Source organism: Methylobacterium durans (assembly GCF_003173715.1).
Lineage (GTDB): Bacteria > Pseudomonadota > Alphaproteobacteria > Rhizobiales > Beijerinckiaceae > Methylobacterium > Methylobacterium durans.
Window position 1 is genome coordinate 2,682,565 of sequence record NZ_CP029550.1, and the last position, 19,448, is coordinate 2,702,012.

General features: G+C 62.9%; 16 protein-coding genes and 3 pseudogenes. 11 read left to right on the plus strand and 8 right to left on the minus strand.

All coding sequences use genetic code 11. The features are described from left to right. Positions 1-3: 3 nt before the first annotated feature. Positions 4-357 carry a hypothetical protein gene (locus DK389_RS12300; RefSeq protein ID WP_109889923.1) on the minus strand — a complete coding sequence of 118 codons (354 nt, stop codon included), beginning with the start codon at positions 355-357 and terminating at the stop codon, positions 4-6. Between the two features lie 1,277 nt (positions 358-1,634). Further along, positions 1,635-2,777 (minus strand): annotated as a pseudogene (locus DK389_RS12305) (IS3 family transposase). Positions 2,778-2,868: 91 nt separating this feature from the next. Between DK389_RS12305 and DK389_RS12310 the strand changes: the two are divergent. Then, entirely contained in the window at positions 2,869-3,600 is a 732-nt protein-coding gene (locus DK389_RS12310) for a hypothetical protein (protein WP_162560620.1), read from the plus strand. On the opposite strand, the gene DK389_RS12315 is transcribed toward DK389_RS12310, so the two are convergent. Next, positions 3,591-4,651 (minus strand): IS630 family transposase gene (locus tag DK389_RS12315; protein WP_109887384.1). Its coding sequence is split into 2 segments (ribosomal slippage): positions 3,591-4,165 and positions 4,165-4,651, totalling 1,062 coding nucleotides; the frame shifts between segments, so codons are not numbered across the junction. The genes DK389_RS12310 and DK389_RS12315 overlap by 10 nt on opposite strands. A gap of 82 nt (positions 4,652-4,733) precedes the next feature. Between DK389_RS12315 and DK389_RS32310 the strand changes: the two genes are divergently transcribed. Then, on the plus strand, positions 4,734-5,420 hold the full coding sequence (locus DK389_RS32310) for a hypothetical protein (protein ID WP_162560621.1): 687 nt from the start codon (positions 4,734-4,736) through the stop codon (positions 5,418-5,420). 642 nt (positions 5,421-6,062) lie between these two features. Continuing rightward, complete coding sequence (locus tag DK389_RS34190) at positions 6,063-7,052, plus strand: HIT domain-containing protein (RefSeq protein ID WP_109889927.1); 990 nt, start codon at positions 6,063-6,065, stop codon at positions 7,050-7,052. Positions 7,053-8,183: 1,131 nt separating this feature from the next. On the opposite strand, the gene DK389_RS35605 is transcribed toward DK389_RS34190, so the two are convergent. Then, positions 8,184-8,441: a DUF551 domain-containing protein gene (locus tag DK389_RS35605; protein WP_418292028.1), complete on the minus strand. Its 258-nt coding sequence runs from the start codon at positions 8,439-8,441 to the stop codon at positions 8,184-8,186. An 83-nt stretch (positions 8,442-8,524) separates the two neighbouring features. Here DK389_RS35605 and tnpA point away from each other — a divergent pair, with 83 nt between their 5' ends. The 3 genes and pseudogenes from tnpA (at position 8,525) to tnpC (ending at position 10,903) form a co-directional block, all read left to right on the plus strand. After that, positions 8,525-8,950 carry an IS66-like element accessory protein TnpA gene (tnpA, locus tag DK389_RS12325; protein WP_162560622.1) on the plus strand — a complete coding sequence of 142 codons (426 nt, stop codon included), beginning with the start codon at positions 8,525-8,527 and terminating at the stop codon, positions 8,948-8,950. Beyond that, positions 8,947-9,302 (plus strand): annotated as a pseudogene (gene tnpB, locus DK389_RS12330) (IS66 family insertion sequence element accessory protein TnpB). The gene tnpA and the pseudogene tnpB overlap by 4 nt, the downstream one beginning before the upstream one ends. A 119-nt stretch (positions 9,303-9,421) precedes the next feature. After that, the gene (tnpC, locus tag DK389_RS12335; RefSeq protein ID WP_418292057.1) at positions 9,422-10,903 is read left to right on the plus strand and encodes an IS66 family transposase; all 1,482 of its coding nucleotides are present in this window, start codon (positions 9,422-9,424) and stop codon (positions 10,901-10,903) included. Positions 10,904-10,922: 19 nt separating this feature from the next. Here the strand turns inward: tnpC and DK389_RS12340 are convergent, their stop codons facing one another. From DK389_RS12340 to DK389_RS12355, 3 genes are all read right to left on the minus strand, one after another. Further along, positions 10,923-11,153 carry a DUF6429 family protein gene (locus DK389_RS12340; protein WP_109889933.1) on the minus strand — a complete coding sequence of 77 codons (231 nt, stop codon included), beginning with the start codon at positions 11,151-11,153 and terminating at the stop codon, positions 10,923-10,925. 149 nt (positions 11,154-11,302) lie between these two features. After that, positions 11,303-11,722 carry a DUF6508 domain-containing protein gene (locus tag DK389_RS12345; RefSeq protein ID WP_109889935.1) on the minus strand — a complete coding sequence of 140 codons (420 nt, stop codon included), beginning with the start codon at positions 11,720-11,722 and terminating at the stop codon, positions 11,303-11,305. A gap of 1,570 nt (positions 11,723-13,292) precedes the next feature. Continuing rightward, complete coding sequence (locus DK389_RS12355; protein WP_109889939.1) at positions 13,293-13,508, minus strand: hypothetical protein; 216 nt, start codon at positions 13,506-13,508, stop codon at positions 13,293-13,295. 1,265 nt (positions 13,509-14,773) lie between these two features. Between DK389_RS12355 and DK389_RS12360 the strand changes: the two genes are divergently transcribed. The 5 genes from DK389_RS12360 (at position 14,774) to DK389_RS12380 (ending at position 18,669) form a co-directional block, all read left to right on the plus strand. Beyond that, positions 14,774-14,995, plus strand: coding sequence for a NepR family anti-sigma factor (locus DK389_RS12360; RefSeq protein WP_162560623.1), 222 nt, complete (start codon positions 14,774-14,776; stop codon positions 14,993-14,995). Beyond that, positions 14,992-15,567, plus strand: coding sequence for a sigma-70 family RNA polymerase sigma factor (locus DK389_RS12365; protein WP_210206753.1), 576 nt, complete (start codon positions 14,992-14,994; stop codon positions 15,565-15,567). Before DK389_RS12360 ends, DK389_RS12365 begins: the two co-directional genes overlap by 4 nt. Before the next feature lie 109 nt (positions 15,568-15,676). Then, positions 15,677-16,747, plus strand: a complete 1,071-nt coding sequence (locus DK389_RS12370) for a cytochrome-c peroxidase (RefSeq protein WP_109889943.1) — start codon at positions 15,677-15,679, stop codon at positions 16,745-16,747. Positions 16,748-16,978: 231 nt separating this feature from the next. Beyond that, complete coding sequence (locus tag DK389_RS12375) at positions 16,979-18,031, plus strand: hypothetical protein (protein ID WP_236960829.1); 1,053 nt, start codon at positions 16,979-16,981, stop codon at positions 18,029-18,031. A gap of 125 nt (positions 18,032-18,156) precedes the next feature. Further along, on the plus strand, positions 18,157-18,669 hold the full coding sequence (locus DK389_RS12380) for a DUF1499 domain-containing protein (protein WP_109889945.1): 513 nt from the start codon (positions 18,157-18,159) through the stop codon (positions 18,667-18,669). Between the two features lie 10 nt (positions 18,670-18,679). Here DK389_RS12380 and DK389_RS12385 read toward each other — a convergent pair. Continuing rightward, positions 18,680-19,412, minus strand: a pseudogene (locus DK389_RS12385) (methyltransferase domain-containing protein). Positions 19,413-19,448: the final 36 nt, after the last annotated feature.

Here is a 19,448-nt window from a genome sequence, read left to right on the forward strand (position 1 = left end):
CGGTTATCTCAGAACAGATTCAGCGTTAGTCGCAGTGTTCCTGTTTGGCCAGTAAGCGTCGGTGTCGCTGCCATAGACCTCACGCAGCAGCTTGGATACGTCGAACTTCCACTCGTTTTCGCAGCACTCTTTGTACAAGCACTCTATCGCAACTCGGCCGTCGTTCTTTTCAACGGCTCTGAGGAAGTCCTCTACGTCATACACAATGTCAGACGCACGCATATCTTCGGCGAATTCGCGACGATGATCCTCATAGTACTCAAGCGAGGCGTTCACCACTCTCTCGCTGATCTGGGTTGCAGAGAGGTGTGACAGCTCGCTCTCGTAAGATGCCACCACTGTGAACGGCCACATCATCTGATCCCCCTCACTGCTGACCTCCGCTGGGCATAGTATCCGAAGGCCATGGATCCGCATCGTACCGCCGCCACGCCGTAAAGAGAAGGAGCTTGAGGGAGTATGTCGAGTATCTAATCACCCGGGGTACTCAGGGAGAGCTATTTTCTGAGGGCAGTATCTCGGTAGGACCTCTCCGAAACCATTGTCGCTCACCCCGGCTGTCCGGCCTAACACGGGGCTACTGGCTGATCAGGGCCTCACAGGCGGTCGTTTGACTGCTCAGGCTCCCTGCCCCCGGACCGCACCCTTGCCGTTCTGAGTGCTGCCCTGGTGAAGAAAATGGGTGCCTGAGGGTTGTGGCTGCTGATAGCAGACAGAGGCTGAGCCGCGGAGACGCACTCTGGCGGCTTTGCTCATGCGGCCTCCCAGGACGGTCGATAGCTGCCTGAGGTAGTTCACCTGCCCGGGTGATGCCTTGGCCGTTTTTGACCGCAGGGCTAGCGACGGAAACCGGTGTCTGGGGTTGTGGGACACATATATCCAGACAGACGCTGAAAACCTTGGCGCGTAACCGGCAGCTTGTCCCTCCCCTTTAGCAGAAGAACGCCGCAAACCTGGCTCTGACGAACCTGCAGCGCAAAGGCGTTGTCCCCTCCATTATGGAAATGAACCTGAGGAGAAGGGTGCTGCCCCTGCCTGAAGAGGGTTGTTGCCTACCTTTAGGGAACAGGCTGCACCTCACTTGCCGCCGCTGGCCCGGGTTGTCGCCTACTCTAGAAGCCGGCCGGCATAAGTTCATAGGCTCTGCTCCGGGGTTGTCCCTCCACTATCAGAAGAGGGCGGCTGCTCCCTGGTCTGCGGTTGTCCCTTCACTATAAGTAGGAGGCGGCCACAGCGAGCATCACCCCATGCTCACCTCCAGGGCCAATCTGCAAGCCCGCTCAGCCACTTAGAGGTTGTCACCACTAATAGAAGCCAAGCGGCCCCACTGCTGCTTATCCCAATCATCCCGCGCCCGACAAAAGCCAAGCACGGTCAGTCACTTAGGGTTGTCCCTTACTATCTGAAGAAAAGCGCCCGTGGCCCAACCGGTGCCCGCCCGTCTTCACCCCCCTTCATCACACCAACAAGACCAAAGGAGTTTCTTTGCGCCTGCTTGCCTGTGCTGCGGGGGTAAAACGCCTGTCTTCAACTCTGTTCAACCCGATAACACCAGAGAGTACCTACACTATGAACCACAAAGCTAACCCTGATGATTGACCTGACCGGCATTTTGGACCGAGCCAGTTGCGAGGCTACTGCATGGTAGCGGCCATGGGTAGGCGGAAGGCCAGATCCGGGAAGCTGACGGGCGCGGGCGGTCGATACCCCAAGGACGAGTGCGGCCGGACGCGGTTGTAAGTGGCTTGCCAAAGCCCGATCACAGCTTGTGCCTCTTTGAGCGAGTAGAAGATCTCCTGGCGCAGGCACTCGTCGCGCAGCTTGCCGTTGAAGCTCTCACAATAGCCGTTCTCCCACGGTGAGCCCGGCGCGATGTACTGGATCTGTGATCCAGCTTGGGCGACCCACTTGCGCAGCGCCTTCGCAACCATCTCAGGGCCATTGTCGCAGCGGACGTTCTCCGGGATGCCGTGCAGGCACATCGCCTCCGCCAGCGCCTCGATCACGCCCAGGCTGTTGATGCGCCGCGCCACCTTCAGCGCCAAGCAGGCTCGGCTGTGCTCGTCGATCAGCGTCAGGATGCGCAAGCTGCGGCCATCGTGGGTCTGCGCCTGCACGAAGTCGAAGCTCCAGACGTGGTTGCGATGCTGCGGCCGCAGCCGCACGCAGGAGCCGTCGTTCAGCCACAGCCGGCTGCGTGGCCGGTGCTTGTGCGGGACCTTCAGCCCCTCACGACGCCAGATGCGCTGAACCCGATCCTTGCCCACCTGCCAACCACCTGCCTGCAGCAGAGCCGTGACACGGCGGTAGCCGTAGCGCCCGTACTCGGACGCCAGGCTGATGATGGCGCGGGTCAGCGCATCCTCGTCGGCTAGCACGGTGGGCACGTAGCGCTGCGTGCCGCGGTGCTGGCCGACGATCCGGCAGGCGTGACGTTCCGAGAGGCCGTACTTCTCCCGGATGCCAGAGACCGCCTGCCGGCGTCGCTCGGGGGCTACAAGTTTCCCGCCGCGACGTCCTTGAGCACCTGCTTCTCCAGGGACAGGTCCGCCACAAGGCGCCGCAGGCGGGCGTTCTCACGCTCCAGATCCTTCATCCGACGCGCCTGATCGACCTGCAGGCCGCCGTACTCCTTGCGCCAGCGATAGTAGCTCTGCTCGCAGATGCCCGCCTCTTTGCAGGCAATGGCGATGCTCTTGCCCCTGGGCTGTCTGCACCTCGATCTGGCGCAGCGTCAGCACCACCTGCTCGGCACTCGGCCTCTGTCCTCGCCTCATTTCCAGCTCCTCCGATCCTGGCTGATCCTCGCAATCAGCCCGGTCCAAAGCCAGCCGGTCAGGTCATGATGACAACCTTGATGACAACCTGTTGACCTCACCTGACGACCGAGAATGGCAACGGAAACACAAAGACCGCTTCTTTGAACCCTGGAGAGTCCCTGTCAGCCCGAAGATGAAGAAACTTCTAAACAAGATCGATTACGTCCTCCGCTCCCACGAGGTTCTGGCCAGGCCCAGAAAGCGTACTCGCAAGGGAGACGCACAGGCTAACTTCAACGAAGCCGTGTCTGCTCTTGTGTGCGACCTGACTCACTGCGTTCTCATCGGACACACTGAAGGCATCGTCTTAACCCGCTCTATCGCGCTGCTGTCGGTAAAGTCCCGGTACAAGCCATCCTTCATCGGTAAGACCCTGCCTGACATCCTTGATCTGATGGCTGACCCGAAGCTGAGCCTCATCAGACAGGAGATCGGCACCAGGGAACCCGGAGCTAAGAAGGGGAACCTCACCAAGATCTGGCCTGGGATTACTTTGGAACGGCTGGTTACCGAGCATGACATCCAACTGGAGGACATCCGCTACAGACCACCAACAGAGTGCATCATCCTGAAGTCAACCAAGGAAGGCTACTGGGATCAGACACAAGCTATCAACTACGATGATACACCAGAGACTCACTCGATGAGAACAGAGATGCAGCTCATCAATGATTGGCTAGGCAGGGCCAACATCGGGTTCAACCAAAGCCTCGCCCAGGTAGACAGCCCGGTAGACATCCATAACCGATGCCTGATACCAATCGGTGGTGATCATAACTGATAGGCCCAGTCACGCAGGCCGATGGACATGATCTTCCAAGGCTGGTCGATGAACCGGTTCCAGACCTGACAGCACTGCTCGACAATGTCCTCGTAGGACGAGAAGACGCGGTCGCCGAGCCAGTTGTCGCGCAGGAACTGCCAGACATTCTCGACCGGGTTGAGTTCCGGGGCGCAGGCTGGCAGCGGCAGCAGGGTGATGTTGGCGGGCACGACGAGGTCGTGGGCGACGTGCCAGCCCGCCCCATCGAGGATCAGCACGGCGTGGGCGCCTTCCTCGACGCTGCAGCTGATCTCCCTGAGGTGCTCGTTCATCGCCGCGGTATCGCATCTCGGCATGATGAGGCCGGCACCCTTGCCCTTCTCGGGACAGATCGCTCCGAAGATGTAGGCGTGGGCCGTACGTTGGTCCTTGGGCGCCGAGGGCCGGCTGCCGCGGCGCGCCCAGCGGCGGGGCAGCGTGTTCTTCTGGCCGACCCGAGCCTCGTCTGACCACCACACCTCGATGGCCGCGCCAGCCGGCAGCCGGGCTCGGATCGCCCTCACCTCGGCTGGCAAGTTTTTTTGAAGGCTGCCAGTGCGGCCGGGTCCTGCTCATGATGGCGCGGGCGTGCCGACAGCTTGCGGAAGCCGAGTTGTTTCACCGTGCGGCCCACCGTGCTCTCGTCCAGGCTCACGCCGAAGCTGGCGTAGATCCAGGCGGCGAGATCCTTCAGCCGCCAGCGCACCACGCCGTGTCGATCCGGGTCCGGCCCGCTCTCGACGATCTGCGCCAGCGCTTGACGCTGCGCATCGCTCAACTTGGCTGGGTTGCCCGGGGCCTTGCGGTTGATCAGCCCGGCCGGGCCGGCTGCGTTGAAGGCGAGCACCCAATCGCGCACCGTCTGCAACCCTACCACCCCGATCCGAGCCGCATCCGTGCGGCTGCCGCCCTCGTAGATCTCGGCCAGCGCCAGCAGCCGGCGGCTCTGGCCCGCGTCTCGGCTGGCCTTGGCCAGACGTCGAAGATCGTCGGCGTTGAAATCCTCACGCAGAGCAACCGCAGCGGACATGGCAAACCCTCCCGGTTCGCCTCATCGAACCAGATCCGCCGCCGATACGAAACCTCGTGAGTCGCTATCACCGTCGACCGGTATGAGACGGATCTTCACGAGACAGAGGTTCACCTCAGGTGGACGGCTCTTCGGAGGGTTCTGGCAGAGTCTCAAGAAGGAGCATCGATATGGACTCATCATCGAAGGAGAACCAGCAAGTGAGCTTGATTACGGTCAGATAGCTCCACGGTTACTCTATGGGTTAGTCGGAAAGACACCTCCAGATGGAGATCTTTACGCAATACCGGAGTTAGCCAATGAGCCAGACCGGAAGGAGTGCAGGAAGGGACTCAAGAAGCTCCTGAACGCGATCTTGTTCATGGAAAAGACCATCGAGAGTAAGCCCAAGGGTACAGCCAGACAGCTCCCTAGGCGGTACTCAGCACCCGAGCTGGTGCAGATGTTGAGAGACAAACACCCTGAGATATCTACATACTTCGAAACAGGGATCGGCCATCACCTCCAGTATCTTGAGAGTCAGGTTCTGGTGGAGGTTCTGATCAAACTCAGGAGGAAGGGTGTCATAGCTCTACCTCTCCATGATGCCATCCTTGTTCCTAGATCCAGAAGGCATGAAGCAGAGGAGGTTATGGCCAATGTGTTCAGGAGGCAGTCAGGTCTAAAATCAATCGTAGAGCATAAGCCTTGGTACATAGAGAATGAGACAGAGAGCAAGAAACCATATGGGATCATAGATACCTATACCAAGATAACACAACCAAGCTAACCATCCCTTATAAGAGCCCGTAAGGATCTCTCCGGTCCTTCTCTTGGGCACCTAACTATCTCCCACAACAAATAAATCCCGATCCTTCAACACAGGCGGCTTCACCCCCGCTTCCGTGAACGAACCCTCATGTCTATCGAAATCACTATCATCCCATCCAGCCGACACCGGCATCGCTATGACGCCTACCTCGGTGAAACCCTCCTGACCACCTCTCGCATCCCGTTCTTCGACGGAGCCCGAGAACTGCTCTCAAGGGGCTACGATCCAAACACCAGCCTGACCATGAGGCACCAAGGGTCAGCCCATGACTCACTCCGGTCCACCCTCGGCTCAGCGGCAAAACTGACTGTGGTCGAGAATGGCCGAGATGGGCCGACCCTGGGAAGCTACGAGCCTTACCCGTTGAAGGAGAGACGCAGGGCCGAGAAGCTATCCAGCCGTAGGATCGAACCTGAGCACCAGGGCAGCCTCAGCAGCGGCGACGGAGCCGTCATTAGTGCCTGAGTAGCCCTAAGGCAGAACCCCGGCTGTACGAGCGCACTTCCCGGGGGTGCCGCTCAGGCCAAACATGGGGAGAGTACCGGCACACCTTCGCTTGCGCTCTTCCCCTTTTCTCCGGGGTCAGGCTGTAAGGCTTGTATGACCTCGCCCTTCCACGAGCTGCGCCGCTTCATCACCGAGCAGATGAGGATGTCGCACATCTACCAACCCCTGATGCTGAAGGCGCTTCTTGAGGGAGGTGGTTGGGCATCAACACGGACGGTCGCCTCGGCCTTCCTTGAGCGAGACGAGAGCCAGATCGACTACTACTCCGAGATCGTGAAGCGGATGCCCGGACGGGTGCTGGCTGCCCACGGGCTGGTGGAGCGGGAGGGTAGTGGCTTTCGGCTGATCCCGGATGCTCTCGCGCTATCCGAGGAGGAAAAGGCGCAACTCCTACGGCTCTGTGATGATGCAGTAGCAGCTTACGTCGAGAAGCGCGGCAAACGGCTCTACGCTCACCGGCAAGCCGCTCTCGGCTTCATCTCAGGCAATGACCGCTACGAGGTGCTGAAGGGGGCTGGGTACCGCTGTGAGCTTTGTGGCGTCCCCGCCGACGAACGCTTCTTGCACGTCGATCACATCATTCCGAGGCGACATGGTGGGAGCGATGACCGAGCCAACCTCCAAGCCCTCTGCTACCAGTGCAACGGGAACAAGGGAGCCAAAGACGCAACCGACTTCAGGGCTGTCCGAGCCGAGAGTGACGCCCGAGAGGCCAGCTGCCCTTTCTGTGACACCACGGGACGAGAACTCGTAGCTGAGAACAGCCTCGCCGTTGCTTTCCGCGACCTCTACCCTGTCACTCCACTGCACACCTTGGTCATCCCGCGTCGGCATGCGGCGACCTTCTTCGATCTTTATGAGCCTGAGCGGCGAGCGATGAACCTGCTGCTGGATGAGGCGAGGTCACAAATACGAAGCGCAGATCCAGCCGTAACCGGGTTCAACATCGGCATGAACTGCGGCGACGATGCCGGGCAGACGGTGCCTCACGCGCACATTCACTTGATCCCGAGGCGCCGTGGTGACGTTGAGCAGCCCAGAGGTGGCGTCCGCGGGGTCATACCCGGGAAAGCTAACTACTGACGGCCAAGCACGGAGCAGCGCCAAGGAAGCGCCTGCTGATCACCAGGGCGGCGTCACTGGCGGCAACGGAGTGGTTTCGGATGCCTGAGTAGCCCCGAGGCAGAACTACGGCTGCACGAGCGAGGCTGCTGAGGTGAAGCAAGCAGGTCGGCTTGCTGCCCTTTACTCGCTGCTGCTAGTTGGCAACCCAAGCTAGAAAATACGCGACCGCAAACTGAAAAGGAAGAAGCGCACCCAGGAGGATGATGGGCGAATATGGATAGTACATATGGCTACGCCGCCTCCAGCAACGATTCTTCTTCTACCTTCAACCAGACTTGTTTCATAGAGCGAGTCCGCTCTCGTACGAGGCACTGACCCGGTACGAACTCTGACAAACCGAGTCGCTGTCTTAGCCAACACCAGGAGAGCGCTCAGACTCAGCCACTCTCAAGCACAAGTCTCGTTTAGGCTTAGCCATGGGAGCCTTGATGCAGATTAATGGTAGAATCTTATCTGGATGCCTCAGGAACCCTGCTGCTACACCAGGATTGACCGATACACGAGTGCTAGTGGCATGGTCTCGTGTGGCTCTGATGGATGTTAACTTCTCGACGTGCGGGGATAGCCTCGCTTCTTCGTCTTAACGGGCGCAGAGGCGGGGCTATTTCTTTGTGGCATGCCCTTCTGATCGCCAGGAGCAAAGCCAGGGTCTTCTACCTCCATCTACCGGCGAGGCTTCCAGTAGACCGTCAGCACTCAGGGACTCGCTGGTTCCCACCCCACAGAACCCTAGGTAGTTGCGATTGGCATCTGGTGGCACCGATTAACTTGGATTAGTGCACGACATGCCTTGGGATAACCGCGCTGCACCCCTGGCTTAGCCTCTAGAGAAGTGTAAACCCATCCTTGATGGGGGCCGTTATGAATTTTGCGCCACTGATCGTCGCTGCGTTGCTTACGCTGTCCGCAAGTGCGGCTTACGCCTCGCTGCGGTGTTCCGCACAAGGGTCGCGCCTAGAGAGCATTTCTGGAACTCTTCTCATCGCCGGACTCGCGATGTTGGCTGGAAGCCTGCCGTTGTTTCACTGACACACTGCTTCTGAGTACCCGCCACATCACTTCGAGCGTCTTCACTGGTGGGTCGCAGGGTCAAACTGCGGCTGCGGTGCCAGATTCAGGGCTTACATCGACCGGCTCAATCCCTTCCGGTGGTTCGGCCAGCGGCATCCAGTGTGTCGGGTTTGGACCATCCCAGGGCACCGTCGTTTCGCCCGTCCATAGCCGCCATTGCCCCTTGCGGCTGTAATGCGTGAGAACACCCACGAACTGGTCCCGACCGTCGAATAGCAAAGCCTTGGTGCCTTCCTCTGTTGGGGCAGTGTCGATAGATTGCCAAGAACTCGTCATCGCCGTAAGCGGTGTTCGAAGCACACCTTCCGGCAGCTGCGATGTGGGGCGAGGATGATCTCCGAGGAGATCGTTTTGTGTCTATGCTCGACCATATGCTTGAGCCGCGAACCGTACGGCGACTGGAACTCTTCACCGGGGTCACGGGCCGGCGACGCTGGTCGGACGAGGCGAAGGACCGCATCCTGCAGGAGGCGTTGAGACCGGGAGCGGTGGTCTCCGAGGTGGCCCGCCGGCACGGTCTCTCGCCGCAACACCTGTTCACCTGGCGCCGCTTGGCCCGACAGGCGCGTCGGGCCGCTGCCCCTTCGCCTCTGTTCGTGCCGGCCGTGGTCGAACCGATCCCGCAGGAGCCGCGCATGGCGGTTCCACCCCACGAGCCAGCGTGTCGCTCGCTGCCGAGGCATGGCATCGAGGTGGAGATCGGCGGCGCAGTAGTGCGCATCGGCGCCGGCGCGCAGCCCGATGCGATCACAGCCGTGATCCGCGCGTTGAAGGCTGGCTCGTGATCGGCCCGACCGGTGCGGTACGGGTGATGGTCGCCACAAAGCCGGTCGACTTCCGCAAGGGCATGGACGGGCTTGCTGGCTTGGTGCGGGAGGCGATGGATGCCGATCCGTTCTCGGGGCCGTCTACGTGTTCCGCTCCAAACGCGGCGACCGCGTGAAGCTGCTCTTCTGGGATGGTACTGGCGTGGTGCTGGTGGCCAAGCGGCTGGAGCAGGGTGAGTTCCGCTGGCCGAAGGTGCAGGACGGCGTGATGCGGCTGAGCGCGGCGCAGCTCTCCGCTTTACTCGAAGGACTGGACTGGAAACGCGTGCACGAACCGCGGGCGGTGCCGGTTCCGCTCGTCGCAAGCTGAGCAGAAAAGAACGCCAGACCTCATCAAACTGGCTGCAAGCCGCTGATCGGTATGATCTAATCTGCTCCGTGAGCGCGACCACGCAGCCCCTGCCGGATGACCCTGAGACCCTCAAGGCGATGCTGCTGGAGGCACGCGCCGAGAGTGAGCGGCTGCGGCAGATCATTCGGGAGCTGCAGCGTCATCGCTTTGGACGCCGTGCCGAGAGCTGGCCCGAGGACCAGTTGCTGCTGGCGCTGGAGGAGGCCGAGCAGGTCGAGGCCGCCGATCACGCCGGCGGCGAGGAAACGGCGCCGACCGTGAAGGCGGCACGGATTGCCAAGCGGCGCACAAACCGAGGCGCACTGCCCGGCCACCTTCCGCGGATCGAGAGGCTCATCGACATCGCGAGCACAACTTGCCCGTGCTGCTCAGGCTCGCTGCACTGGATGGGCGAGGATGTGTCCGAGCGCCTCGACATCGTGCCAGCTCAGTTCCGGGTGCTGGTGATCCGCCGGCCGAAATATGCCTGCCGGGCCTGCGAGGAGGTCGTCGTGCAAGCCCCGGCACCGGCACGGCTGATCGAGGGCGGGCTGCCCACCGACGCCCTCGTTGCGCAGGTGCTGGTCTCGAAATACGCCGACCACCTACCGCTCTACCGTCAGGCACAGATCTATGCGCGTCAGGGGATCAGCCTCGACCGCTCCACCCTCGCGGACTGGGTCGGACGCGCCGCCTTCCTGCTGCGGCCGGTGCACGCGCGGCTGCTGGAGCATCTGAAAGCCTCGGGCAAGCTGTTTGCCGACGAGACCACCGCGCCGGTGCTCGACCCAGGGCGCGGGCGCACCAAGACAGGCCAGCTCTGGGCTTATGCTCGGGATGATCGACCCTGGGGCGGCACCGACCCGCCCGGTGTCGTCTACCTCTACGCGCCCGACCGCATGGCCGAGCGACCGGCGGCGCATCTGTCCGGGTTCGAAGGTGTGCTGCAGGTGGACGGCTACGCGGGCTACAAGGTTCTGGCCGAGCGCGGTCCGGTGCAACTGGCCTACTGCTGGGCTCATGTCCGCCGCCGCTTCTACGAGCTGGCACAAGCCGGCCCGGCGCCCATCGCGTCAGAGATGCTGGCCCGTATTGCGGGGCTGTATCGGATCGAGGCCGAGATCCGCGGCCGCTCGGCCGAGGAGCGGCGCGCAGCGCGCCAAGAGCGCAGCCGCCCTGTGATCGAGGCCTTGGAGCCTTGGCTGCGGGAAAAGCTCGCGCTGGTCAGCCAGAAGAGCAAACTCGCTGAAGCCATCCGCTACGCGCTCGGCCGCTGGGCCGGCCTGTCGCTCTTCCTTGAGAACGGCCGGGTCGAGATCGACTCGAACGTGGTGGAGCGGGCCATCCGTCCGTTGGCTCTGACACGGAAGAATGCGCTCTTCGCTGGATCCGACGGTGGCGGCGAGCACTGGGCGGTGATCGCCTCGCTGATCGAAACCTGCAAGCTCAACGGCGTCGAGCCGCAAGCCTACCTGGCCGACGTCATCATCCGCATCGTCCAAGGCCATCCGCAGCGGCGCCTCGACGAGCTTCTGCCCTGGGGCTACCCGAGCACACCCACCCTCCAAGCTGTGGCCTGAGAACGCTCCGGTTCTCACATCAGTCGGGCCGCGTGAACAGGGTCCGGAACAGCGCCTCGGATTGACGCAGCCCCTCGTCAGTCAGCACTACCGACTTGGCGCGTCCGACCGGATCCGCAATCAGCCCTTTGGCGTGAAGACGTCTAAGCACGGTCCAGTCGAAGCCCTTCCAAGCTCGACGCTCGTCGTGGAGCGTCAGCCACAGAAGGGCGAGCACCGCCTCGTCAATGCGCTGCTCGTCGACCGCCATCAGAGCAGATTAGCACGCCGCGCTCACACCGGCGTGGTGCCAGCCGAACGGTTACTCATCGCCTCGCATTCCGTTCTGATCATGTAAATCAGGCGCTGGCTTGATGCTTTGGGAACCGCTGCCTTGTGAGTTAGCGGCTTTTAGCCAAGCTAAGTTTCTTCCAACCGGATTTCCCTCACTCGCCGCACGATCATGGTGAGAAGCCCGCTGTTGAACGCCTCTGCTAGGGCGCCCTCGCTGGAACGATTTAGACGGACCAGCACCGTCAACACTTGCGCAATCTGGCGTGTCGTCGCCCGGGCAAGGGTTGTAGGGTCGTCCCGCAGCGAGCGCCATTCGTCCGATTGCGTCCACTCTGCCCACGGGAAGTCCGGGAGGATCCATCCAAGGGCGTAACATGTATGAACAAAGGCATCTGCAGTTGCACTAGGTTCGAAGTGCCTAGTGACCTCGTGGCCATCATCATCGTGTTCTTCGATCCAGGTGCCAAACACATACATAGGGTCTTCGAAAACTTGTATGTAGCTCTCTAAGGCTGCGAAACGTTCGTCCGGCCTGTCTACGTTCATGCTGGCTCTCATGAGGAACCAACCCTAGGCAAGGGCCCACTTGTTCCATCGGAAGCCCAAACGCTCAACAAGGCCTGCCATCCCATGTTCTGGCAGCGCACCATCATTCAAACGGGATACGGGTACTGGTTCAGCCGCTTGAGCCTGCCACTCAGCGTTGAGTTAGGTGCAGCCAAACGCGGACGTACCCGCGGCTGATCAAACAGCCGTTGGCCTTCATTCCTCGTCGCCTACGCTCTGCCTTCACCTAGGCGCGACCACCAGCGGCACCAAAGCAAGACTCAGCGTCTAATCCGGGAGAGCCCGAGGAACGGCCGAATCTCGTGTCGCCCACGGCCGGCCTATTCGGGGATGCTAGGCAGAAGGACTTGTGGCTTAAGGACAGGCCTTCCGAACATCGGCCCAGCCATTGTCTAGCGCGGCTCCCGATCTGATTTCAGGAAGAACGCAGACGTGGTCGCCTGGGAATGCCTCCCGCCAAACGAATCCTTGGATGCAGGCGTCTGGACCAGAGGGGCCGCCTGTAGGACTACGCCGCGCCGCAGCCTGAGAGTTGTCCTTTTGTGCTTGGTCACGAACGTCAGGTGTCACACATACATGATCATTTGGATTGGCTTCGCGCCAGATCAAGCCTTGTACGCATGTATCTGGCCCATAAGAGCAATCTCGTGCACCTGTAAGCGGCTGCCGAACCGTGCCTGCACTCTTACAGCAGTAAACTTTCGATCCTGTCCAGCAACCTGCACCACTTGATGAACCTTCAGGAGGAGTCGCCCGACTCTCGTCAGTGTTACAGGAGCCAGCGCAGAAAGGAGCCGTCCCATCCCAGCGGCAACTTCGCGTAGATGATCCTCCAGGAACTTTGCAGCACAGAGCCTTTGTGCCCGTCGCGCAGCCCGCGCCGAATGGAGGATTCACATTTACGAATGGATAGATCCAATGGCTAGGTATAGCGTCGAGCCGAGATACTTCCTGCTCGTCCGAGCCACATTCACCGGCACAGAATGGCGCCGTCCCCGCCCATCGGCAAGATTGTGCTTTCACTTGCGTAGAAGCCAGCACAAAGCTCAATGCCGCAATCAGGATTACTCCGATATGGCCTCTCTGACTCATCGACGTCACTTCCCCTTCAGCGCTGCTGCAGGCCGACTCAAGGACAGACGATCGTGGGGACCTCTTTTAGCGAGGTTCTACTGCGTGCTCATTCGCGATCATGAATCTAGTAAAACCTCAGATCAATAGCATATAACGTACGGTTGCCTTGAGCGCAATCTCGCATGAGCCGAGGCGATGCAATCACGGCATGTGATTAATGCCTAACTACTAAGACTAAGCTGGCGCAGGTCCATCTATTCCTCACGTGGAACATCGTGTGGCCTACCGGTTACCAGGTCCGTGTACCAGACTTGTCACTTCCGGCTGATCTCATCCCGCACATGATCAAGCGTCGCCTCAGCCCCGAACCGTTCAGCCAATCGTGCAAGCCGGTAACGCCCCTTTCTCCAAGGGCAGAAGATGCGGTCAAAGCGGACCACCACATACGGATACCGGCTCAGCCGCTCCGGGATGCTCATTGCCGGGTCAGGTGCAGCCAAGCGCGGACGTAACCGTGGCTAATCAGGCGATCCTTGGCCTTCTCCCGTTCGTCGACCTCACTGAGGTCATCCAAGGCGTCGGAGATGGCATCATGGAGAGCCCTGACAGCATCACCCCGGCTCTTGGCGAGGTAGGCCACCGCGATAGCTGCCACGTCACCCGGAGTGCGCTTCTTCGTTGCGTCAGCCATGGCCCGACCCTCTGTGAGAACAAAGAGCGAACAATCTGATTCGGTTCCTACGGTCAAGGCTGGCTGAGAGGGAGGCGAGCTGATGGCTGTGACCTCGAATGCCGTAGGTTCTTCAGGAACGTGACCGCACCCTCACCATAGCCCCGGGATCCGGCAGCGGGTCGGCGACATTAATCCAATCAGGATTTGCCATCACCAGATCTGCCGTAGGTCAGTTGCGTTCGGTTTCGAGCCATGTCCACGCGAGGTTTGATCTTCCTCACAGTCGTTCTAGTCGCCTCACCAGCGAAGGCAGCGATATGCTCGGTCAGCTCGGACGATATTGATGAAGTTGAGCGTCTATTTGATAGTCAGAAGACTACTAGGGAGCAGAAGGAGGAGGAATTTATGAGCTTCCTCTCAAAGCAGCAGGATATTACGCCCACAACCGTGCTATCGAAGTACATTGAAATTAATTTTGGCAGCAGCCGAGATGAAAAGCATATCGTTTCGCAAATCGAGGTAGATCTGAAAGCAGCAATAGAAACACTATCGGCTAGATGCGCCAGAAATATCAAATAAGTCAGGCCACCTTGCTATTCCTCAAAGGACGATATGCCGTCGGCGTCGTCTCCGATAGCTCCGCCAATCGCGACACGGGCGCTAGGAACAACTCGGCGGCGTAGCGCAGGTTTACCGACACTGATGGCTGAGCGCGGTAGCAAGCAGGCTCATATCACCCAGATTCGCTCCTAGGCGTCTCTCATGGTTGTTAGGGTCACGGTGCCGTAAGCCTTCGCCACGCTATCGTTCACCTCACGGCTTGACGGTCACACGCGAGTCTCACACAATGCGGCTCCGGGTTGCTCGTAAGTCATTGTAATAGCTGGCGTGTGGTCGTTTCCTCGGGAGTTCGATCCTCTCCACTGGCACCACACCCGGCCCGCGCCGACCGATCCGCAAAATCTTTCGTTCCGCTGCGGCGTCACGCGCATTCAGACTCGGTTCAAGCGCGGCAGTTCACAAGGTCGCCATCGTCAAGCTCTGCTCACAGGGCGGCGGTATTCGGCTCAGGTTCTCTGATGTCCGCCGGTCTTCAAGCCGTGATGATCGGCTGAAGATCCGATGAATGCATTTTTCAGAACCCGTTAAATCCCGTCTCGATAGCACCGCGGTGACACGACGGTGATCGCCTCGCGTCCGTCCGGTGCAGGCCCGTCTCACGACGGCCGGCACGGCGACGGACGAGACGGGCCGGCGCTGTCGCATCCACGCGCAGGGCGGTGATGACACGCGAACCGGACGACAGACAGTCATGGCCGGAGCCGAGCCCGGCAACGGCTGCGCGGAAGCGCCGGAACCGTCTCGATCCCGCCGCACGGCGGCGCATCGGCCAGAACCTGCGGGCGCTCTACGCCGAGGTGCTCTCCCAGCCGCTGCCGGAGCGCTTCGAGACTTTGCTCGCGGATCTCGCCGCGTCTCTCGAGCCTGAGGAGCCTTCGCGATGATGCAGACCGCGACGCCTGTCGGCACGCCGAGCGGGGCCGATGCCGAGATGCGCGATCTCCTGCTCGGTGCGATTCCCGCGCTCCGGGCCTTCGCCTTCTCGCTCACCTACGATCTCGACCGCAGCGACGACCTCGTCCAGGACACCCTCGTGCGCGCCTGGACCAAGGCCGACACCTTTCGCCGCGGCACGAACCTCACCGCGTGGCTGTTCACCATCCTGCGCAACCTGTTCTATTCCGAGCAGCGCAAGCGCAAGCGCGAGGTGGAGGATGCCGACGGCGTTCTCGCCGGACGCCTGACGAGCCTGCCCGAGCAGGAGGTCCGCGTCGAGATGCGGGAATTCCAGGCCGCCCTCAACCTGCTGCCCTTCGCGCAGCGCGAGGCGCTGGTCCTCGTGGGCGCGCAGAATTTCACCTACGAGGAGGCCGCGGAGATCTGCGGCGTCGCGGTCGGCACCGTCAAGAGCCGGGTCAGCCGCGCTCGCCTGCGCCTCATCGAGGCACTCGGGCTCGAAGGCACCGACGACATCGGGGCCGACGCCCTCACCCGGGCCGCCCTCGATCCACGCTGATCCTCCGCGGCCGGATACGATCCGGAAACGGGCGTCCGCGCGTGGCCGCAACTATCCGTTCACCGTTCCTCAACGGGTTGCGTCGTAGAGGGCGGAGGAGAGGTCGGTCATGGCGTGGAAGGTCGGCGGCGCGCTGGCGTCGCTCCTCGTGCTGCTCTGGGTATCGAACTCGGCCGCGGTCGGTCCCGCCTCCGAGCATGCACCCGCACGGCAGGATGCGACGCAGCGCGGGATCTGGCGCCGCGACTATCGCGCCCCGGCGGCGATCCCCTTTCCCGAATCCAATCCCTATACCGAGGCGAAGGCCGAACTCGGCCGGCGCCTGTTCTTCGACCCGATCCTGTCCGGCGACCGCGACCGGTCCTGCGCGAGTTGTCACGTCCCGAATCTCGGCTGGGCCGACGGCCGGGCGCGGGCGGCCGACCTCAACGCCGGCGACATGGACCTGCGCACGCCGAGCCTGCTCAACCTCGCCTGGCAGGAGCGCCTCGGCTGGGACGGGAAGTTCCGGACCCTCGAATCCGTGAGCTTCTTCCCGATCAACGGGCCCGCGAACATGAACCTCCCGACCGCGGAGGCCCTCCGCCGGCTGTCGGAGGACGAGGGTTACGCCCGCGCCTTCGCCGAGGCCTTCCCCGATCCCGCCGTGACGAAGGAGCGGGTCGAGGCCGCGCTCGCCACGTTCGAGCGCCTCATCGTCTCGCGGCCCGCGCCCTTCGACCGCTGGATCGCAGGGGACGAGGGGGCGATCGAGGCGGCGGCCAAGCGCGGCTTCGACCTCTTCAACGGCAAGGCCCGCTGTGCGGCCTGCCACAGTGGCTGGTCGTTCAGCGACGGCTCCTTCCACGACATCGGCACCGCGACCGGTACGGATATCGGCCGCGGCCGCTTCTTCCCGGGTTCGCCGGCCCTGCGCTACGCCTTCAAGACGCCGGGACTGCGCGAGGTCTCGCGGCGGGCGCCCTACATGCACAATGGGGCGGTGCCGACGCTCGAGGCGGTCATCGATCTCTATGACCGCGGCGGCATCGAGCGGCCGAGCCGCTCTCCGGACATCCGGCCCCTCGGCCTCGCCCCGTCGGAGAAGGCCGACCTCGTCGCCTTCCTCAGGACGCTCTCGTCGGAGCCCGGCCGGGTGCCGGCGCTGGCCGACCTCACCCCGGACACGCCGCGCCCCTGATCCGGGATCGCGCCCTGGCGCCCGTGCCCCTGCGTGCGGGCATGGCCTGAACGCGCGCGCAACGCGGTCGCGCTCCAAACATCGTCAAGACGAAGCGCCGCCCCCGTTCTGCACGCGACTCACAGCGTTAACCTTTCGGTAAGCTTTGTTAACAAATCGTTGGCACGATCCCTCAATCACAAGTTAACTGTCTCGGACAGCCTTCATCAATTCTCCGCTGCCGAGGCGCCGATGTCTCATTTCAGGAAGAGTTTGCTTCACTCCGGCCTGGCAGCGATCGTCGCGCTGCCGCTCGGCGTGCTTGGCACGGCGCAGGCACAGGCCCACGTGAAGTGGTTCTGCGCCTTCAACGTCGCCGGGCAGCCCGAGGGGCTGCAGAACGTCCTCTGCCCCAATTTCGAGTGGCTGGTCGCCATCGCGCTCCTCTGCCTGATGGGCGGCTGCCTCATGGAAGGCACGCCCCTCGGCACCGCGCTGCTCAACGCCCTAGACCGGGTGACGACACGGCTGCGGACGGATACCGGGCTCCTCGTGCGGGTCGTCTGCGGCTTCTTCTTCGTGTCCCTGTGGAACCTCGGCGGCATCATCCTCACGCCCGAACTGAAGACCGACGCCGCCTGGGTCTCCTGGCTGCAACTCGGCATCGCCGCGATGCTGATCTGGAAGCGGACGCTGCCCGTCGCGGCGCTGGGCATCGTGTTCCTGTTCGGCCTCGCGACTTGGACCTACGGTGCGTTTCATCTCGCCGACTACCCGGTCTTCCTCGGCATCGCCGCCTACCTGGCGCTCACCGGGCTCGACCGGACGCCGTTCGGCATCCGTCCGATCGACGTGGTGCGCGTCACCGCCGCGGTGACCCTGATGTGGGCCTCCGTGGAGAAGTGGGCTTACCCGGATTGGACCGCGCCGCTCCTCGCGGCCAAGCCCGCCATGACGCTCGGGGCAAGCCCGGAGCTCTTCATGAAGGCCGCGGGCGTCATCGAGTTCACCCTCGCCTTCGCGCTGATCTGGACGCCCCTCGTGCGCCGCGTCGCCGCCATCCTGCTGGCCGCCATCTTCATCTCGGCGGTCTTCGAGTTCGGCAAGATCGACGCGGTGGGCCATTCCGGCATCATCGTGGTGCTGCTCGGCATCGCCGCCGACGACGCCCGCACCGCGGCGACCCGCCGGGACGTCGTGCTGGCCCCCGCCTATTACGGCGCGGCGCTGGCGAGCTTCCTCGCCCTCTATTATGTGGGCCACGCGCTCCTCTACGGCACCTTCGCCACGCTGCCGACGATCTGACGAACGGCCTGAAGCAATCGGTCGGCAGGGGCGGGCTTTCCTCGGGAGGCCCGCCGCGCCGCGTCTCGACGGCGAGGGAGACCCGCGGGAGGAGGACGGAAATCGGCAGGATCCTGATCGGCCTGATGCTCGCCGGCCTCGGCTGCGCCGCGATGGGCCTCCTCCTCCTCGTCGCGCGAGGTGCGGAGCCCGGCGGCATCGAGGAGGTCTGGCTGCTCCTCGGCCCGCCCGACCTGGGGGCGGTCGATTTTCCGACGCTGCGGCGCGCGCGGCTCCCCATCGATGCGCTCGCCTGCCCGCCGGAACACTGCCGCAACGCCGTTCCCGATCTCGTCCCGCCGCTGCTGCCGGTCTCGGGCGAGCGGTTGCGCGCCATCGTCGCCGAGGTGGCCACGGAGATGCCCGGCACAGAGCCCGTCTTCCAGGCCCGCTGGGCGGAGGAGGACCGCTACGTCACCCGCTCGTTCTGGCTGCGCCTGCCGGACACGATCAACGTGGCGATTATCGGCGCCGGGGAGGAGCGATCGACGCTCGCCCTCTATTCCCGCAGCCAGGTCGCGCTGCACGATCTCGGCGGGAACCGGGCCCGCCTCGTCCGATGGCTGGAGCGGATCGCCGCTAAGGCGCGCACGCCCTGAAAACGGGCCCTCAGCCGGGGGAGGGGGCCGGCACCAGCACGCGGGCGGGCGCGAGGCGGGCGGCGCGGCGCACCTGCCGCACGGCGACGGGGCGGTAGAGCTGCTTCGTGGCGTCGACCACGTGCAGCCCCGCGAAGGGCAGGGACAGCGCCGTGCCGAACCGCTCCCAGGCGCCGGCCGTCTGCAGGATCAGGCGCCCGCGCACGGGAGGCATATAGAGGGCCTCGGCCCATCCCTCCGGTGAGAACAGCGTGTCGCGCATCAGGCGGCCGAGCTGTGAGCGGCTGTAGGGCTGGCCGTGGCCGAAGGGCGTTGCCTCCCGCCGCGCCCAGACCCCTCGGCGGTTCGGCACCACCAGAATCATCCGGCCCCGGGGTCAGGGTGCGCCAGACTTCCTGCAGCAGCTCGGTCGGGCTCTCGACGGATTCGAGGGCGTGCACGAGGATCACGCGGTCCACCGCCGCCTCGGGCAGCGGCATCATGGTCGGGTCGGCAAGCGCCGAGCAGGAACGGCCGGAACCCGGCCAGTTCACCACGCCCTGCGTCGCCGGCATGAAGGCGAGGGTGCGCTCGGCGATACAGTGGACGGGGCCGAGATAGGGCGTCGCGTAGCCGAGCCCGAGGACGCGCAGGCCGGAGACCGAGCCGAGGAATCCGTGGATGGCCCGGCCCACGATCCGGTGCGTCACGCCCCCGAGGGGCGACGCGTAGAAGGCACGCAGGTCGGTGACGTCGAGACGCATGGGCGGCGGGTTACGATACGTCGGCGTCGGGAGGCG

What these genes read in the sequence shown, in the direction of transcription:
- DK389_RS12370 (WP_109889943.1), top strand. Translation starts at nt 15,677, where the DNA reads ATGGCGTGGAAGGTCGGCGGCGCGCTGGCGTCGCTCCTCGTGCTGCTC.
- tnpC (WP_418292057.1), top strand. Translation starts at nt 9,422, where the DNA reads ATGCTGCTGGAGGCACGCGCCGAGAGTGAGCGGCTGCGGCAGATCATT.
- DK389_RS12345 (WP_109889935.1), bottom strand. Translation starts at nt 11,722, where the DNA reads ATGAACGTAGACAGGCCGGACGAACGTTTCGCAGCCTTAGAGAGCTAC.
- DK389_RS12340 (WP_109889933.1), bottom strand. Translation starts at nt 11,153, where the DNA reads ATGGCGGTCGACGAGCAGCGCATTGACGAGGCGGTGCTCGCCCTTCTG.
- DK389_RS12300 (WP_109889923.1), bottom strand. Translation starts at nt 357, where the DNA reads ATGATGTGGCCGTTCACAGTGGTGGCATCTTACGAGAGCGAGCTGTCA.
- tnpA (WP_162560622.1), top strand. Translation starts at nt 8,525, where the DNA reads ATGCTCGACCATATGCTTGAGCCGCGAACCGTACGGCGACTGGAACTC.
- DK389_RS35605 (WP_418292028.1), bottom strand. Translation starts at nt 8,441, where the DNA reads ATGACGAGTTCTTGGCAATCTATCGACACTGCCCCAACAGAGGAAGGC.
- DK389_RS34190 (WP_109889927.1), top strand. Translation starts at nt 6,063, where the DNA reads ATGACCTCGCCCTTCCACGAGCTGCGCCGCTTCATCACCGAGCAGATG.
- DK389_RS12360 (WP_162560623.1), top strand. Translation starts at nt 14,774, where the DNA reads ATGACACGCGAACCGGACGACAGACAGTCATGGCCGGAGCCGAGCCCG.
- DK389_RS12355 (WP_109889939.1), bottom strand. Translation starts at nt 13,508, where the DNA reads ATGGCTGACGCAACGAAGAAGCGCACTCCGGGTGACGTGGCAGCTATC.
- DK389_RS12380 (WP_109889945.1), top strand. Translation starts at nt 18,157, where the DNA reads ATGCTCGCCGGCCTCGGCTGCGCCGCGATGGGCCTCCTCCTCCTCGTC.
- DK389_RS12375 (WP_236960829.1), top strand. Translation starts at nt 16,979, where the DNA reads ATGTCTCATTTCAGGAAGAGTTTGCTTCACTCCGGCCTGGCAGCGATC.
- DK389_RS12365 (WP_210206753.1), top strand. Translation starts at nt 14,992, where the DNA reads ATGATGCAGACCGCGACGCCTGTCGGCACGCCGAGCGGGGCCGATGCC.
- DK389_RS32310 (WP_162560621.1), top strand. Translation starts at nt 4,734, where the DNA reads ATGAGACGGATCTTCACGAGACAGAGGTTCACCTCAGGTGGACGGCTC.